This is a genomic window from Microbacterium sp. NPDC089696 (genome assembly GCF_044749125.1).
GTDB lineage: Bacteria > Actinomycetota > Actinomycetes > Actinomycetales > Microbacteriaceae > Microbacterium.
In genome coordinates this window covers 888,077-904,212 of record NZ_JBIVHF010000002.1, presented here as the reverse complement: position 1 = coordinate 904,212, position 16,136 = coordinate 888,077, and the positions used below count along the sequence as shown (strand labels likewise).

The window sequence follows — 16,136 nt, the reverse complement described above, 5'->3', positions numbered from 1 at the left end:
GCTTCGGCGCCGAGAGTTTCGATGTCGCGTTGGGGCACGCCGTAGCGGCCCGCTTGACGCGTTGGCGTCCGAGGGCTTCGCTGGCGACTTGACGTGCGCCGGCAAGATCCCCGCGCTCGTGCCGACGAGCGAGCTCACGGTTGAGTTCCACCGTCGAGCTGAGGACCTTTACTTCAATACCCCGGTCGCGATCGCGCACGCCGTGGTGCCGCCCATGCTCGATCGCGGCGACGGATCTCTTCTCGACGCGTTCGGTGCCTCGACGATCAATCCGGGCGTCGCGCCGGGCATCTCCGGGTTCAACAGCGTCGGGGCAGGCACGCGACATTGGTTGCGGGGCATGCACAGCGAATTCGGCCCGAATGGCGTGTTCGTCGGCATGCTGGGCATCGGCGCGATGATCGAGGGCAGCACCGCGTACGAGAGCACGAAGGCTGCACCGTCATCGTTCGGTGAGGTGCCCGTGGGTCACCCCTCGGTCCTCGCCGAAACCTACCGGGACATGTATACCGCGCGCGATCGCGCGGAGTCGGTCTATCCGGCTCGCGCCGCGGATGTAGAAGACGGATGACCGAGTCGAAGGAAGCCGCTGTCCGGCGGAGGACGTGGTCTACACCGAGAGCTTCGGCGCCGCAGTATCGCGGGATCGATCCTCTCGCGACGCCGTACGACTGGAGAACACCCGCCCGTCGTTGCTCATCACACGCGTCCGCCTCATCGCCATCGGGGCCGCCGACCTTGAGGAGGTGATGGCGCACACACATGGCGCTGCTGGCTTCCACACTGTCCCTCGGCACGCGGATCAACACCGGCCCGAGCAGGCAGCGCGTGCCACTGAAGGCGGCCAGGTCTATGTCACATACGACTGTGCGCTGACCCTCAGGGGGCCTTTCGCAAGCGGCCCACCCCGATAACGTTCCAGTATCCCGAGAGGCTGCAGGTAACCGCCGGCACCCCATTCATCGCCGAGGCGCGCACCGTCGGATTCCAGGTCGCGGGCAAGGGCATTCCCTGGTCACCAGCATCGAGGTCTGGCGCGACCATACTCGGCGTACTCATCGGGTTCCTCGCCGTGCTGCCGAGAGCGTTCAGCAGATCATCCTCGCCGACAAGCCAGTCCGCTCGACATCGCCGACCGGCTGCCCGCCGATCAGGTGCATGTTGGGGTGATTGACTGTCTGGCCCATCGCTGGGGGGTGGAGCTGCGCACGACCAGAAACGTGAATCAGGCGGCACCCGGCAGATGTCCTAGGGGCGGTGAGCCACCGGTTGTGTCTCACCGCCCCGTACTTCGACCGCGCGCGGCCGCACTCTTGTTGCGACTCAGAGAGCTGCTTCCGGGTGTAGTTCCTGGGTGGCCACGACAATGTCGGACCAGGGCGCATCGTTCAATTCGATGGCGTGCCCATCAGGGTCGGAGAGGTATGTGAAGCTCGCGGTGAGGCTGCCGAACGCACCGACGTGCGCCGGCGGCTCAAAGCCGGCGGACTCGAGTCGCGCGATCGTCGCGGCGAAGTCGTCGACATACACGGCGAAGTGCATGAAGCCGCTCTCCTGCTGCGGACGGCTAAACGTCTGGTTGGGAGAAGGGAGGAACTGGATCAGTTCGAGACCGAAGCCGTCCGGTAGTTCCAGATACTGCATGGTGTACTCGGTCTCCTCCAGCCCGAAGAGGCGCTTCGTGAAGTCCTTGTCGGTGACGTACCGTCGCAGAGCCTTGCGGGCTCCCAACGCTTCGTAGAACGCGACGGAGCGCTCGGAATCGGAGACGCGGATCGTGAGGTGCTGTGCGCGTGTGGTCATCGGATGTGCCCTTCCTAGTTGTGAAACAGTGACGAGATGTCGGTTGTGGGGCTCGGGCGCCGGGTGCGATGCGGGTTCCGCGAGACGATCGTCGCCTCACTGGGCCGGGGGCATGGCCGCCCATCGTCGAGAGCGGAACGCCCATCTGCCATCGATGTACCCGAGCTCATCGAGGTACACGCCAGCGGCAACGATCTGAGGAGGTTCCGCGTGCGTGTCCAGAACCGCAACATAACTGCGCACGCTCCCGCTGTCCTCCGATAGCTGCTGGAACTGGATGTTCCCGGTCCAGTGCTGCCACCCGCGATCTGCGAGGCTACTGCCCTCGGCGAACGCTGCGATCTCGGCAGTTCCGTGATACGTGCCGGTGGGCGTCTGAAGGACGGCGTCGCTCGCGAAGGTTGCGGCCACGGCTTCAGGAACTGTCGTGTCCAGACTCCACGCATATGTGCTGAGGAGCAGTTCGACGTCTTCACGTCTGAGTTCGGGCATTGCAAGTTCCAATCGGGATCGGAGCGGAGGGGGCGAGGCGGGTCCGGGACACGAGGTCAGGCCAGCGCGGAATGCTCCCCGAGACGGTGCCAGGTGCGGTTGTGGTACACGAGCGGATGAACGGCCTCCGCACTCGCGTCCGTGCTGTCGACGGGTGGGTGCTGTGAATGGGTCGCGTGCACGACGACAAGAGACGAACCGCCCGCCGCGTAGAGGTTGGTGATGGTTCCCCGAATCCAGGACGGCGCGGCGGGGAAGTACGGCTCGCCCGTGGGGAGTCGATCCCACAGCGAGGTATCGGCGAATCGGTCGATACCCGGTGTTGCACCAAGCTTGGCGAGATGGAGCTGGTTGGCGCCGAGGAGATGGACGACGACGGACTCTGCCCGTTCGATCGCCGAGGTCGCGGAAGAGAGTTGCGAGGCCGAGAAGACGAATAGGGGTGGGGTGGCGCTGACCGAGAACACCGAGGTGGCCGTCATCGCTACCGGGCCGTCGCCGGGATCCGCCGTCACGAGGGCGACACCAGCGGCATGGTTGCGGAATGCCGCGCGCAGTTCGTCTGGGGAGAGTGAATCGGCTGAGACTGATTGGTCAGAGACCAACGGCTGCTCGGTCCTGCTCAGTTCTGACTTCGTCGTCATGTGCGCCTCCTACGTCGTGTCACATGAACGTACGTGGACCGGGAGGCGGCTGATATCCGGTTTACGCGGTCCCGTGGCCGTTCTTCGAATCGAAGTCAGCGACGAGCAGCGCCCGTCGAACCGCGCACCATAAACGCCACGGGCAACATGATCGTCGTGGGCGTTGCCGCGTTCCTGAGGGCTGACCTTTCCCCGTCGAGCCAGTCGAGAAGCAGGCGCGCGGCGAACGCCCCCATTTCGAAATGAGGGACGCGCACGGTCGTGAGCGGGGGGCCGAGGTCCTCCGCGAGAGGTATGTCGTTGAAACCGGTAATCGACACGTCTGCGGGGCAAGTGAGCCCCAGTCTGCGCGTCGCGCGCATCGCGCCGATCGCCACAAGATCGTTGGCGGCGACGATCGCCGTCGGACGTGGCGATTCGGAGAGAATCTCGAGGGTCGCCTCCTCGCCTTCCGCGATCGACAGGGCGTTGAGTTCGACGACGTGGGCCCCTGGCGGGGCGAGACGTCGAAACGCCGTCGCCCGGGCTGCGCTGGTCATCAGCCCGGCGGGTCCGGCAAGGTGCGTGATGCGGGTATGCCCCAGCTCGACGAGATGCTCGAGAACCGCCCTCATGCCAGTTTCGTTGTCGGCTGTCACGAGGGGGAACGCCACGTCAGGTGCGCCGCGATTCACCGTCACGACTCGGATGCCGCGCCGCTGCGCCTCGGCGAGGAGGTCATGGTCGGCGTGGCCCGTGGCAACGACGAACCCATCAGCGCGGCGTGCCAACAGTGAGTCGAACGCTGCTCGTTCCTTGACGTCGTTGCCGTCGGTGTTCGCGATGAGGGTTGTATACCCGCGGGGACCGAGCACGGACTCGATGCCACGCACGATAGGCGGGAAGAGCGGATTGGTGAGGTCTGGGACCAGCACACCGATCGAGGACGACGCATCGGTGATCAGACCCCGAGCGAGAATGTTCGGGACGTAGCCCAGCTCCTGGGCGATGCTGCGAATCCGCTCGCGTGTCGGATCGCTCACCATACTTGCCGTGCGCTCGTTCAGAGCGCGCGACACGGTTCCGGCATGCACGCCGGCTCGCTCCGCGACATCCTCGATGGTGGCCGGCCTGCGCATGCCCTGACCGTACCAGCGCAGCACGCAATCCGATGCTGCGGAGGCTCGATCACTACGTCGTCGGCCATGAAGTGGCCACATCAGGCCATGACCTTATCCGTCAAACGAACTTGATCAGAAGTGGTTGTCTCAACGTCGCCTTCTCATGAGTACGCTCACAGCAAACGTTTGCAATCTCAGGAGGCGATGATGACGCACAAACGACCGACAGTCGGATGGATCGGTACCGGAAGGATGGGTTCTCAACTTGTCGAGCGACTGCTGGGCGCGGGGTACGACGTCAGCGTGTACAACAGGACCGCCTCGAAGGCGCAGCCGCTCGTGGACGCAGGGGCGCGCAGAGTGTCCACCCCGGCGGATCTCGCGGACCGCGACATCGTCTTCACGATGGTGTCCGCACCAAAAGACCTCGCCGCGGTCACCACCGGCCCGAATGGCCTTCTCACCAACCCCGACCACGCGCCGCGCATCATTGCCGACTCCTCGACCGTGTCCGTCGAGGCGAGTGAGATCCTCCGTGCGGCGGCCGCGGAGCGCGGCACCCACCTGCTTGCGACACCGGTGTCAGGCAATCCCGCGGTCATCGCGGCCGGAAAACTGACCGTCGCCGTGTCGGGGCCGCGCGAGGCCTTCGACGAAGTCGAGCCGGTTGTGCAACACTTCGGCCGCAGCGTCACGTACGTCGGCGACGGCGAGGTCGCACGACTGGTGAAGATCGCGCACAACATCATGCTGGGCGTTGTCACCCAGACGCTCGCGGAGATCACCGTGCTGGTAGAGAAGGGCGGTGTGGCGCGCGAGGCGTTCTTGAACTTCCTGAACGACTCCGTCATGGGATCGGTATTCACGAAGTACAAGACACCCGCGTTCGTGAACCTCGACTTCACGCCGACGTTCACGCAGGTCCTATTGCAGAAGGATTTCGATCTCGGCCTCGACGCGGGGTACAAACTCGGTGTGCCATTGCCCGTCACCTCAGTCACGCGGAATATCGTCGCGCAGGAGGTCGGTAACGGGAACGTCGAGCTAGACTTCGCCACTCTGCTCGTCACGGCTGCCAAGGGCGCGGGCCTCGAGCTCGTGCCGGAGGACGCCGACGTCAGCGACGGGCTTGAGGCGGAGGACCCAGCCGGGGTCGGCGCATGAGCCACAGCCACGGACCGACCCGCCGCTTCGAACGGCCGTCCCAGCGGCCGGCCGACGTGCGTCCGCTCATGGCGCTCGGCCAGAACGGCGTCGACTATGAGCACCGGGTCGACTTCGCCCGCCTGCGCGAGTACCGGCTGAGCCGCGCGAAGGCAGCGCTGGAAGCCAGCGACTGCGGAGCATTCCTGCTCTTCGACTTCTACAACATCCGCTACACGACCCAGACATGGATCGGCGGAGCACTCGGGGACAAGATGATCCGGTACGCGCTACTGATCCGCGACCACGAACCGATCCTCTGGGACTTCGGCTCGGCTGTGAAGCACCACAAACTGTTCTCTGACTGGGTGCCGGAGGAGAACTACCGACCCGGGTTCCTCGGCTTCAAGGGCGCGGTCGCGCCCGAGGGCGGCGCTGATCTGATGAAGACCGCGGTCGCTGAGATCAAGTCGCTGCTGCAGGCGGCGGGACTCGCCGACGCCCCCGTGGGGCTGGACATCGTCGAGCCGCCGTTCCTGTTCGAGCTGCAGCGTCAAGGCATCCGGATCGCCGACGCCCAGCAGCACATGTTGGACGCGCGTGTCATCAAGAACCAGGACGAGATCGCGCTGCTCAACCAGGCTGCGGCCATGGTCGACGGGGTCTACCAGGACATTGTAGACGTGCTCAAACCTGGCGTGCGTGAGAACGAGATCGTCGCGCTCGCGAACAAGCGGCTGTATGAATACGGGTCCGACCAGGTCGAGGCGATCAACGCGATCTCGGGGGAGCGGTGCAACCCGCACCCGCACAACTTCACCGACCGCATCATCCGCCCCGGCGACCAGGCGTTCTTCGACATCATCCACTCGTTCAACGGCTACCGAACCTGCTATTACCGCACGTTCGGTGTCGGCTGGGCGACCGAAAGCCAAAACGACGCCTACAAGCAGGCCCGCGAGTGGATGGACGCGGCCCTCGACGCCATCAAGCCCGGGGTCGGAAGCGACGATGTCGCAAGGGTGCTCCCCAAGGCGGAGGACTTCGGATTCGACAACGAGCTGGCGGCGTTCGGCCTGCAATTCGCGCACGGCCTGGGCCTCGGTCTGCACGAGCGCCCGATCATTTCGCGTCTGAACTCGTTGAGGGACCCCGTCGAGCTCCGGCCCGGGATGGTGTTCGCCATGGAGACGTACTGCCCCGCGTCGGACGGCATCTCTGCGGCCCGGATCGAAGAAGAGGTCGTCGTCACCGAGTACGGCACCGAGGTCCTGACGAAGTTCCCGGCGCAAGATCTGTTCATCGCGAACGAGTACTGAGGCATCGCGACGCTCGGGATACGGGGATAGGTGTCCCGAGCCTCGCGATGCATCCACACCAGAGAGCGGAGTCCATGGCTCACTACGACGTCGTCATTCTCGGCGCGGGCCCCGGCGGGTACGTCGCCGCCGTCCGCAGCGCCCAGCTCGGTCTCACGACCGCCATCATCGAAGAGAAGTACTGGGGCGGTGTCTGCCTCAACGTCGGCTGCATCCCCTCGAAGGCGCTCCTGAAAAACGCTGAGATCGCCCATACCTTCACCCACAAGGCCGACCTGTTCGGCATCTCGGGCGATGTGCACTTCGACTTCGGCGCGGCGTTCGACCGCAGCCGCAAGGTCGCGGACACGCACGTCAAGGGCATCCACTACCTCATGAAGAAGAACAAGGTCGTCGAGTACGCGGGCCGCGGCACGTTCACGGGCCCCAAGGCGATCTCCGTCGCGAAGTCGGACGGCACGAGCGCGGAGGTCACGTTCGACAACGTGATCATCGCGACCGGCTCGACCGTGCGCCTCCTGCCGGGCGTGCAGCTGAGCGAGAACGTCGTCACCTACGAGGAGCAGATCCTCACGCGCGAGCTGCCCGAGTCCATCGTCATCGTCGGCGCCGGCGCCATCGGCATGGAGTTCGCCTACGTCCTGTCGAACTACGGCGTCAAGGTCACGATCGTCGAGTTCCTCGACCGCGCGCTCCCCAACGAGGACGTCGAGGTCTCGAAGGAGATCCAGAAGCAGTACGAGAAGTACGGCATCGACATCCTCACGTCGACCGCCGTCAAGACCGTCACCGACAACGGATCGTCCGTGCACGTCACGTACGAGTCGCACGACGGCGTGCCCGGCGAGCTCACCGCGGGCAAGGTGCTCATGTCGGTCGGCTTCGCGCCGAACATCTCGGGCTTCGGCCTCGAGAACACGGGCGTGCAGCTCACGGAGCGCGGCGCCATCGCGATCGACGACTTCATGCGCACGAACGTCGAGGGCATCTACGCCATCGGCGACGTCACGGCGAAGCTGCAGCTCGCGCACGTGGCGGAGGCGCAGGCCGTCGTCGCGGCCGAGACGGTTGGCAAGGCCGAGACGATGCCGCTCGGCGACTACCGGATGATGCCGCGCGCGACGTTCTGCTCGCCGCAGGTCGCGAGCTTCGGCCTCACCGAGGAGCAGGCGCGCGCCGAGGGCCGCGAGATGAAGGTCGCGAAGTTCCCGTTCAGCGCCAACGGCAAGGCCAACGGCCTCGGCGAGCCCGTCGGCTTCGTCAAGCTCATCGCCGACGCCGAGCACCTCGAGCTCCTCGGCGCCCACCTCATCGGCCCCGACGTATCGGAGCTCCTGCCCGAGCTGACGCTCGCGCAGAAGTGGGACATCACGGCCCTCGAGGCGGCCCGCAACGTGCACACGCACCCGACGCTCTCGGAGACGCTGCAGGACGGCTTCCACGGCCTCCAGGGTTACTTCATCAACACGTAGATGCCGCGAAGCTCACAGAGATCGGGCGCTCGTTCTCACAGCCCGCGGAGTGGCGCGCTGATCCGAAGCGTGTGACGGGCTCAATCGTTCATGCCCGCGCCTTCTTGGCGTCGACGGGCTGCGCGTACTCGGCGCTCTCGCGGATGACGAGATCCATGAGGCCCGGGAATCGTGCGTCAAGGTCGTCTTTCCGCAGCACGTTGTAGCGGGTCACCCCGACATCCCGTTGGCGGATCAGGCCCACCTCCCGCAGAAGGCGGAAGTGACGTGTGAGGACAGAAGGTGTCACGTCTCGATAGATGCCGCCGCAGGACAGGTCGGGGCTCGAGGCGAGGGTCGCGACGATGCCACGACGCACAGGGTCCGCTAGTGCCCCCATGATGCGAAACAGATCGAAGTCCTCGAGCAGGGGATGCGCCAGGGGCATGGACGTGCGGCTTGCCATCTCACCATGCTACTCGAGTATTGTACGCGTCGACGCGTAGATCATGTACGCTTGAACACGTACAAACGCGCGGGTCGACATGGCCCTCATCGCGTACTCGGGAAACCATTGAAAGGACGCTGATGTCATCCACCGCCACCCATGCCACGACGTCTGAGCTGTTCGAGCCGCTCCGTCTCGGAGCGATCACGCTCCCCAACCGTGTCGTGATGGCACCGTTGACCCGCACGCGCGCTGAACAGGGCGGTGTACCCGGAGCGCTGATGGCGGAGTATTACACGCAGCGGGCGGGATTCGGACTGGTCGTCACGGAAGGCACATACCCGAGCCACGAATCGCAGGCGTATGTCGGTCAACCCGGCATCGCGAACAACGCGCAGGCTCAGGGATGGCAGAAAGTCGCGGAGTCTGTGCACCGCAACGGCGGCCGCATCGTGATGCAGCTCATGCACGGCGGTCGCACCGCGCACCCGAACATCAACGGTGGGCGACGGGTGCTGGGCCCCAGTCCGCTCGCCGCCGAAGGTGAGGCCTTCACTGAGAAGGGCAGGGAGGGTTACCTCATCCCCCAGGAGATGAGTCTCGAGGACATCGACGCCGTCATTGCCGAGTTCGCTGCATCCGCACGGCGAGCAATCGACGTGGGCCTGGACGGCGTCGAGGTACACGCCGCCAACGGCTATCTCCTGCATCAGTTCCTCGCCCCCGGGTCCAACCAACGAGCGGACGAGTACGGTGGCGGGCCTGAAAATCGTGCCCGGTTCGTGGTCGAGGTCGTCGAGGCGGTCGCCGCGGCTGTTGGCGCCGAACGGGTGGGCGTGCGGGTTTCTCCAGAGCACAACATTCAGGGCGCGACGGAGACCGATCACGCGGACGTCCTGGCGACCTACAGCAGCGTTCTGGATCACATTCGCCCGCTCGGTCTCGCCTACCTCTCCGTCGTGCATGCTGACCCCCTCGGGGACACCGTCCAGACGCTGCGGGAGCAGTTCGGGAAGCCGCTGCTCGTGAACACGGGGTTCGCCTCGCAAACCACGTATCACGATGCCACACGGCTCATTCAGTCGCCCCTCGTGGATGCCGTCGTTGTGGGACGCGCCGCTATCGCGAACCCTGATCTCGTCGAGAGATGGAGCGCAGGGCACGCGGAGAATACCCCTCGCCCCGAGTTGTTCTACGCCTTCACACCTGAGGGATACACCGACTACCCCGTCATCGAGCGAGGCTAAGTGATCCGGCTGGCGGTCCGGGCTCCGACGCCTCGGGCCGCCAGGTGCACCCATCGACGGCTGACGTGATTCCGGGGAGCCGACACGTTGACTGTCTCCGGGTACGGTTCATGCCTTCCAAATTGTCTTGAGGTTGGTGAACTCGCGGATACCCACTGCGGCGAGCTCTCGGCCGAACCCGGAATCTTTGATGCCGCCGAACGGCAGCTCGGGATACGAGACGGTCATACCGTTGATAAACACGGCGCCTGCGTCGAGAGCGTTCACGAACCACGCTTCCTCTTGGCTGTCGTTCGTCCAGACAGCACTGGAGAGCCCGAACGTAGTCTGATTTGCGATGCGTGCCGCGTCCTCCCGGTCAGCGGCGCGGTAAACCGACGCAACGGGACCGAACGCCTCCTCGAGCACGAGGCGGGCGTCGTCGGGCAGGTCGGCGATGACGGTGGGCTCGTAGTACCAGCCGGGAAGGTCGGGGGCCTTGCCGCCGGTGAGCACGGTCGCGCCACGGGCGACCGCGTCGTCGACGAGCTCGGCGAGTTCATCTCGCCCGCTCTGTGTGGCGAGCGGCCCGACGTCGGTTCTTTCGTCGAACGGGTCGCCCACCGCCAGCGTGGCCATCTTTTCGGCGAACAGGCGTGCGAACTCCTCGTAGATGTCGGTGTGCGCGATGAAGCGCTTGCCGGCGATGCAGGACTGGCCGTTGTTCGAGATCCGCGCTGTGACGGCCACGGTTGCCGCCGCTTCGAGGTCGGCGCTGGGCATGACGATGAAGGGGTCGGATCCGCCGAGCTCGAGCACGGCCTTCTTGATTTCGCGTCCCGCGGTCGCAGCGACGGCGCGCCCTGCCGGTTCTGATCCGGTGAGCGTGACGGCCTTGACACGCTTGTCGACGATGACGGCGTCGACCTCGCGCGCTCCGATCAGCAGCGTGCGGAAGGATCCGGCCGGGAAGCCGCCTTTCTCGAATAGTGTGTCGAGGTACAGAGCCGACTGTGGCACGTTCGACGCGTGCTTGAGCAGCCCGGCGTTGCCGGCCATGAGCGCGGGGGCGGCGAAGCGGATGACCTGCCAGAACGGGTAGTTCCACGGCATCACGGCCAGGACGATGCCCAGCGGCTGGTAGCGGGTGTATGCGTGCGAGGCGCCGACCACGGAGGCGTCGGGCAACGGGTCGTCGGCGAGGAACTGTTCGGCGTGGTCGGCGTAGTAGCGCATGCCCTTGACGCTCTTGAGCACCTCCGCGCGCGCTTGCGCGAGCGGCTTGCCCATTTCGAGTGTGAGGATGCGGGCGCCGTTCTCGACGTCGGCCTCGAGCGCGTCGGCCGCGGCGTGCATCCACGCGGCGCGTTGTCCGTACGTCGTGGAGCGCAGGTCCCGCGCCGCGGTGTCGGCCTCGGCAATGCGCCGTTCGACCTCGGCCGCGTCGTGCGGCTCGAACTCTCGCACGGTTTCGCCGGTGCTCGGATTGATGGTCGCGATCGCCATCGATGCCTCCTGGTGTCTCAGTGGGTCCCGGCTACGCCGGGGTGGTGGTCAGTCGTCGAAGATCTCCGGGTGGCGCTCCAGCTCGACTCTGGTGCGTCGGACATGCCGGTGTACCACGTCCTCGGCCTCGTCGGCATCGCCGCGGCGGATCGCGTCGACGAGTAGACGATGGTCTAGGTGCACGGCGGCGTCCTCGCCCTGGGCGCGCGCCACACGGGTGAATGCTCGGCGATAGTGATGTGTGCGGTTCCACAGTCGGACGACGGTCTCGCGCAGCATCGTTGTGTCCGCCGCGGCGTAGGTGGCCAGGTGGAATGCCCGGTCGAGCGCGAGGAAGTCCTCGGCGGTCGCGGCCGACTCCATCCGTTCGGCGAGTTCGGCGAGGGTATCGATATCTGTGGGGGAGAGCAAGGGCACGTTCATTGCGATCAGCAGCGGCTCGAGCCGCTCACGCACGCGGTACAGCTCGGCGCACTCGGCGAGGTTGAGCTGGGTGACCCATGCGCCGGCGTTCGCGACGCGCGTGATGAGTCCTTCGGCCTCAAGGATGCGCAGGGCCTCCCGCACCGGTACGCGGCTCGCCGAGAACTGTTCTGCGAGGTCCTCCTGTCGGATGCGGGTGCCGGGTGGGTGGGCGCCGCTCATGATGGCGTCTCGGAGGCCGTCAGCGATACGCGCTCCGGCTGCGCCGTGGCCCGAGGTGCTTGTGGCCTCAGTGGTGTCGATTGTCATGTCGCTCACTGTGCAAGAAGGTCCGGTTGCGGGGATGGTGCGGGGTTCCAGAGCAGCGTGCCGGGTGTGTCTTGCAGCGCCGTGTCAGTCTCGTAGGCTTTGCCAGCCGGAAAGCTCACCAGTTCGAACTGCATTCCCCACGGCGCGCGGAAGTACAGCCAGCGCTGTCCCGCTGACGCACCGGCCGACCGCACGGGTTCGCCCATCACGTCCACGCCGTGCGTGCGCAGGTACGCGGCCGCGGCGTCCATGTCATCGACATAGAATGCGAGGTGGTGGCCGCCGATGTCGCTGTTGCGTGGCTGCGGGGCCTGACCGTCGGCCGCGTCGTACTGGAAGACCTCGAAGTTCGAGCCGTTCGCTAACCGGTAGAAGCGGATCTCCCGGATGACGGTGCGCGGATGTACGCCGATCTGGCGGCTCATCCAGTCGTCGTCTGCACGTTTGGCCCCCAACGTGTACACACGGACGGCGCCGAGGACGCCAACAAGGAAACTCTCGGCCTCATCGAGATCCGGGACGGTGAAGCCGATGTGATCGGTGCCGTGGACTCCAGGGATGGGCACTCCGACCTCCTCATCGCGGTGAGCCCCTCGATCGGGGCGAATTGGATCCAGTCTGCCGCAATTTATCGGCAAAGTCCAGATAGATCGGGTTTTGAGCCTTGCTTTGGATCCAATAGCGGTCTACGGTGATGCCTGGCGCTAGCGACGGCGCGGATCACGAAGGGTGGCGATGATGCCGAGACGGAAGCGACTGCAGACCGGGGTGGATTGGGTCCAGCTCGAGACCACTGCAGCTGACTGGAAGGCAGCCGACCCGACACTGCTTCGCACGATGCTCGGCCAACTACACCTCATCCGTGCGTTCGAGGAGAGCGTGCTCGAGCTCGCCGGCGAAGGTCTCCTGCACGGTCCCGCACATTCGAGTATCGGCCAGGAAGGCGGCGCTGTCGGCTCGATCGTCGCGCTACGATCCAGCGACGCCGTCAACGGTTCACACCGCGGCCATCACCAGTTCCTCGCGAAGGTCATCGGCCATGTCTCGGCCGGAACGCTCGACCTCGACGCGCTCGTCTCGCCCGACCTACAGGCCGTCCTGCAGCGCACACTCGCCGAAATCCTCGGGCTCGCCCAGGGCTTCTCGGGAGGGCGCGGGGGCTCGATGCACCTGCAGTGGCTCGAAGCCGGTGCGCTCGGCACCAACGCCATCGTCGGCGGTGGCGCGCCCTTCGCAGCGGGCAACGCGTGGGCGCAGAAATTCGGCGGCACCGACGACCTCACGATCAACTATTTCGGCGATGGATCCGCGCAGATCGGCTCCGTGCTCGAGTCCTTCAACCTCGCCGCAGCGTGGAAACTGCCGGTGGCCTACTTCATCGAGAACAACCTGTACGCCGTCTCGACCCACGCGGACGAGGTCACGGCCGACCCGCGCTTCTCGGTGCGCGGCCAGGGATTCGGGATCCCGTCGTGGCGCGTTGACGGCATGGACCCGCTCGCCGTGCACCTTGCCACCCAGGAGGCAGCAGAACGAATGCGCGCCGGGGAGGGGCCTGCCATCATCGAGGCGGAGGTGTACCGGTTCTTCCACCAGAACGGCCCGTTCCCGGGCAGCGCGTTCGGTTACCGCTCCAAGAACGAGGAGGGCGAATGGCGCGCGCGCGACCCGCTCGACCGGCTCGCGGCCGAACTCGGGAAGCTGGGGCTCATCGCCGCTGACACCGTGCAGTCGGTGCGCGCGCAAGCGCAAGCCGCGCTCGCAGACGCCGTGACGCAGCTCCTCGAGTCGAACCCAGACGACCCGGGGAAGCGCCGCATCAGGCCAGAGCTGTGGCCCGACCCAGCCGTCGTCGACCGCGGCATCCGCTCGGACGGACACGAGCTCGACGGATGGAAGCGTCTGGAACCCGTGGACCTTGCCGGGCCCTGGGAGGACACCAAGTTCGTCGACGCGATCGCCGCGACGCTCGACCGCCGCATGGGCGAGGACGACCGCATCGTCGTGCTCGGTGAAGACGTGCACCATCTCAACGGGGGCACCAACGGAGCAACCAAAGGCCTCGTGAAAAAGTACGGCGAGACCAGAGTGGTCGGCACGCCGATCAGCGAGAACGCATTCTTCGGCTTCGCCGGAGGCGCGGCTTTGGACGGGCGCATCCGGCCCGTTGTCGAGTTCATGTACCCGGACTTCATGTGGGTCGCTGCCGACCAGGTATTCAACCAAGTGGCGAAAGTGCGCCACATGTTCGGCGACAACAACACGGTGCCGCTCGTGCTGCGCACCAAGGTCGCGATGGGATCGGGTTACGGCTCGCAGCACCTGATGGACCCGGCAGGGATCTTCGCCACGTCGGCAGGATGGCGCATCGTCGCCGCGTCGAACGCCGCCGACTACCGCGGTCTCCTTAACGCGGCGCTCGCACTCGATGACCCCGTCCTGGTCATCGAGCACGTCGACCTGTACGGGCAGCCCGATCGTGTGCCCGACGGCGACCCGGACTACATCATCGCGCCGGGGGCCGGGGCGGCGGCGATCCGTCGACCCGGATCGGACGTCACGGTGCTCACCTACCTGTCGATGGTGCAGCACTCGCTCGAAGCCATCGAGCAGACCGGGATCGACGCCGAGCTGATCGACCTGCGCTGGCTGGACCGTGCCTCACTGGACTGGGACACCATCGGTGCGTCGATCCGCAAGACCAACCGTGTCCTCATCGTCGAGCAGGGTGCCCGCGGAACTTCCTATGGTGGCTGGCTTGCCGACGAGCTCCACCGGCGATTCTTCGACTGGTTGGACCAGCCGATCGAGCGCGTGACCGGCGGCGAGGCGTCACCGTCGATCTCGAAAGTGCTGGAGCGCGCTGCAATCGCGAAGACCGACGAAGTCGCCGCCGGCCTGGAGCGCGTACGCGCGGGATGGGGAGCAGCCTGATGGCCACCGTGATCCGGATGCCGCAGCTCGCGGCAGGCGGCGCCGAAGCCGCCGTACAGGCATGGCTCGTCGAGCCGGGCCAGGCCGTCGCGGCCGGCCAATCGATCGCCGAGATCGAGACCGAGAAGGCCGTCGTCGAGTACGAGACCGAAGTCGCCGGGATCTTCGCGGGCTTCCTCGTCGCCGCCGGCGAGCAGATCGCCGTGGGGTCCCCCATCGCCGTCATCGCCGCAGAGGGGGAGCCCCTCGACACCGCCCTCGCGGCGCCTGAGGCGGTGCCCACGCTCGAAAAGCCGGCCTCGCCCGAACACTCCGGGGTGCCACGCCCTACAGATGTCCCCGCCGCGCCCGAGCCCGGGGCCGCGCCGCAGCCCGCCGCGGCCCCGGCCGCGGACGCCTCGTCGATGGCTGGGGGACGGGTCTTTGCCACACCGCTCGTGCGCCGCCTCGCGGCCGAACAGGGCATCGATATCCGCGCCATCCCGGGCACCGGCCCAAACGACCGCGTCACGCGCCGTGACTTCGACGCCTACACCGCCGCGCCCCCTGCGCCAGCGGCCGCCGCGCAAGCGGATCCGGTGGCCAGAACCGAACCGCGCACCTCCGCGCCAGAGGGTGATTTCAAGGACATCCCGCACACCGGGATGCGCCGCGCGATTGCGCGCCGGCTCGCCGAGAGCAAGGCAACAGTGCCGCATTTCTACTTGAAGGCGGACACCCGAGTTGACGAGCTGCTCGCGTTGCGCGCCCGGGTCAACGAGCAGGCTGAGACGAAGATTTCGGTAAACGACTTCGTGCTCAAGGCCGTTGCGGGCGCTTTGCGAGAGGTACCCGACGCAAACGCGATCTGGACCGACACCGCCATTCGTCGCTTCGACACTGTCGACCTTGCCGTTGCCGTGTCCGTGCCCAACGGTCTGCTCACACCGGTCGTGCGCGGTGCACACAGCCTTTCGCTCGGTGCGCTCAGTGCGACGGTGAGGGATCTCGCCGGCCGTGCCCGTGAGGGGCGGCTCAAGCAGCGAGAACTGGAGGGCGGGTCGTTCTCGGTGTCGAACCTCGGCATGTACGGCACGACCGAGTTTGCGGCGATCATCAACCCTCCACACGCGGGGATCCTCGCTGTCGGCGCCGCGTCAAAGCGGGTCGTTGTCACCGACGACGGAGAGCTGGAGGCCGCGACCGTGATGACGGTGACACTCTCCGCAGACCACCGCGTGCTCGACGGTGCGCTTGCCGCCGAGTGGCTCGCGGCGTTCGTCAGGCGGATCGAGAACCCATTCCAGATCCTGCTGTGATCGGAGCGTCTGGGTTGACTGCTCGAACCGGGCTTGGGGT

Annotated in this window: 15 protein-coding genes; 7 read left to right on the top strand and 8 right to left on the bottom strand. The window is 66.2% G+C overall.

Going from position 1 to position 16,136, the window contains the following annotated elements; translation table 11 throughout:
• The first annotated feature begins 88 nt into the window (after window positions 1-88).
• Window positions 89-571 (top strand): hypothetical protein, encoded by a 483-nt coding sequence (locus tag ACIPY8_RS14760; protein ID WP_400819612.1) that lies wholly within the window; start codon window positions 89-91, stop codon window positions 569-571.
• 752 nt (window positions 572-1,323) lie between these two features.
• Here ACIPY8_RS14760 and ACIPY8_RS14755 read toward each other — a convergent pair.
• The 4 genes from ACIPY8_RS14755 to ACIPY8_RS14740 form a co-directional block, all read right to left on the bottom strand.
• Complete coding sequence (locus ACIPY8_RS14755) at window positions 1,324-1,803, bottom strand: VOC family protein (RefSeq protein WP_400819611.1); 480 nt, start codon at window positions 1,801-1,803, stop codon at window positions 1,324-1,326.
• Between the two features lie 96 nt (window positions 1,804-1,899).
• Window positions 1,900-2,295 carry a nuclear transport factor 2 family protein gene (locus ACIPY8_RS14750; protein ID WP_400819608.1) on the bottom strand — a complete coding sequence of 132 codons (396 nt, stop codon included), beginning with the start codon at window positions 2,293-2,295 and terminating at the stop codon, window positions 1,900-1,902.
• Window positions 2,296-2,351: 56 nt separating this feature from the next.
• Window positions 2,352-2,939 carry a flavin reductase family protein gene (locus ACIPY8_RS14745; protein ID WP_400819605.1) on the bottom strand — a complete coding sequence of 196 codons (588 nt, stop codon included), beginning with the start codon at window positions 2,937-2,939 and terminating at the stop codon, window positions 2,352-2,354.
• A 95-nt stretch (window positions 2,940-3,034) separates the two neighbouring features.
• A complete protein-coding gene (locus tag ACIPY8_RS14740; protein WP_400819603.1) occupies window positions 3,035-4,081 on the bottom strand; it encodes a LacI family DNA-binding transcriptional regulator in 1,047 nt (348 codons plus the stop codon).
• 96 nt (window positions 4,082-4,177) lie between these two features.
• On the opposite strand from ACIPY8_RS14740, the gene ACIPY8_RS14735 reads away from it, so the two are divergent.
• The 3 genes from ACIPY8_RS14735 (at window position 4,178) to lpdA (ending at window position 7,973) form a co-directional block, all read left to right on the top strand.
• Window positions 4,178-5,203, top strand: a complete 1,026-nt coding sequence (locus ACIPY8_RS14735; protein ID WP_400819601.1) for an NAD(P)-dependent oxidoreductase — start codon at window positions 4,178-4,180, stop codon at window positions 5,201-5,203.
• Window positions 5,200-6,501, top strand: coding sequence for a M24 family metallopeptidase (locus ACIPY8_RS14730; protein ID WP_400819599.1), 1,302 nt, complete (start codon window positions 5,200-5,202; stop codon window positions 6,499-6,501). Before ACIPY8_RS14735 ends, ACIPY8_RS14730 begins: the two co-directional genes overlap by 4 nt.
• A gap of 74 nt (window positions 6,502-6,575) precedes the next feature.
• Window positions 6,576-7,973, top strand: coding sequence for a dihydrolipoyl dehydrogenase (gene lpdA, locus ACIPY8_RS14725; RefSeq protein ID WP_400819597.1), 1,398 nt, complete (start codon window positions 6,576-6,578; stop codon window positions 7,971-7,973).
• 88 nt (window positions 7,974-8,061) lie between these two features.
• Here the strand turns inward: lpdA and ACIPY8_RS14720 are convergent, their stop codons facing one another.
• Window positions 8,062-8,418 (bottom strand): ArsR/SmtB family transcription factor, encoded by a 357-nt coding sequence (locus ACIPY8_RS14720; protein ID WP_400819594.1) that lies wholly within the window; start codon window positions 8,416-8,418, stop codon window positions 8,062-8,064.
• A 122-nt stretch (window positions 8,419-8,540) separates the two neighbouring features.
• Between ACIPY8_RS14720 and ACIPY8_RS14715 the strand changes: the two genes are divergently transcribed.
• Window positions 8,541-9,647: an alkene reductase gene (locus tag ACIPY8_RS14715; protein WP_400819593.1), complete on the top strand. Its 1,107-nt coding sequence runs from the start codon at window positions 8,541-8,543 to the stop codon at window positions 9,645-9,647.
• Window positions 9,648-9,755: 108 nt separating this feature from the next.
• On the opposite strand, the gene ACIPY8_RS14710 is transcribed toward ACIPY8_RS14715, so the two are convergent.
• The 3 genes from ACIPY8_RS14710 to ACIPY8_RS14700 are packed head-to-tail and all read right to left on the bottom strand — an operon-like array spanning window position 9,756 to window position 12,430.
• A complete protein-coding gene (locus ACIPY8_RS14710) occupies window positions 9,756-11,132 on the bottom strand; it encodes an NADP-dependent succinic semialdehyde dehydrogenase (protein ID WP_400819590.1) in 1,377 nt (458 codons plus the stop codon).
• Window positions 11,133-11,180: 48 nt separating this feature from the next.
• Window positions 11,181-11,864, bottom strand: a complete 684-nt coding sequence (locus tag ACIPY8_RS14705; protein ID WP_400819587.1) for a GntR family transcriptional regulator — start codon at window positions 11,862-11,864, stop codon at window positions 11,181-11,183.
• 5 nt (window positions 11,865-11,869) lie between these two features.
• On the bottom strand, window positions 11,870-12,430 hold the full coding sequence (locus ACIPY8_RS14700; protein ID WP_400819585.1) for a VOC family protein: 561 nt from the start codon (window positions 12,428-12,430) through the stop codon (window positions 11,870-11,872).
• Between the two features lie 172 nt (window positions 12,431-12,602).
• Here ACIPY8_RS14700 and ACIPY8_RS14695 point away from each other — a divergent pair, with 172 nt between their 5' ends.
• Window positions 12,603-14,798 carry a thiamine pyrophosphate-dependent enzyme gene (locus ACIPY8_RS14695; protein WP_400819582.1) on the top strand — a complete coding sequence of 732 codons (2,196 nt, stop codon included), beginning with the start codon at window positions 12,603-12,605 and terminating at the stop codon, window positions 14,796-14,798.
• A complete protein-coding gene (locus tag ACIPY8_RS14690; RefSeq protein ID WP_400819579.1) occupies window positions 14,798-16,096 on the top strand; it encodes a dihydrolipoamide acetyltransferase family protein in 1,299 nt (432 codons plus the stop codon). The genes ACIPY8_RS14695 and ACIPY8_RS14690 overlap by 1 nt, the downstream gene beginning before the upstream one ends.
• Window positions 16,097-16,136: the final 40 nt, after the last annotated feature.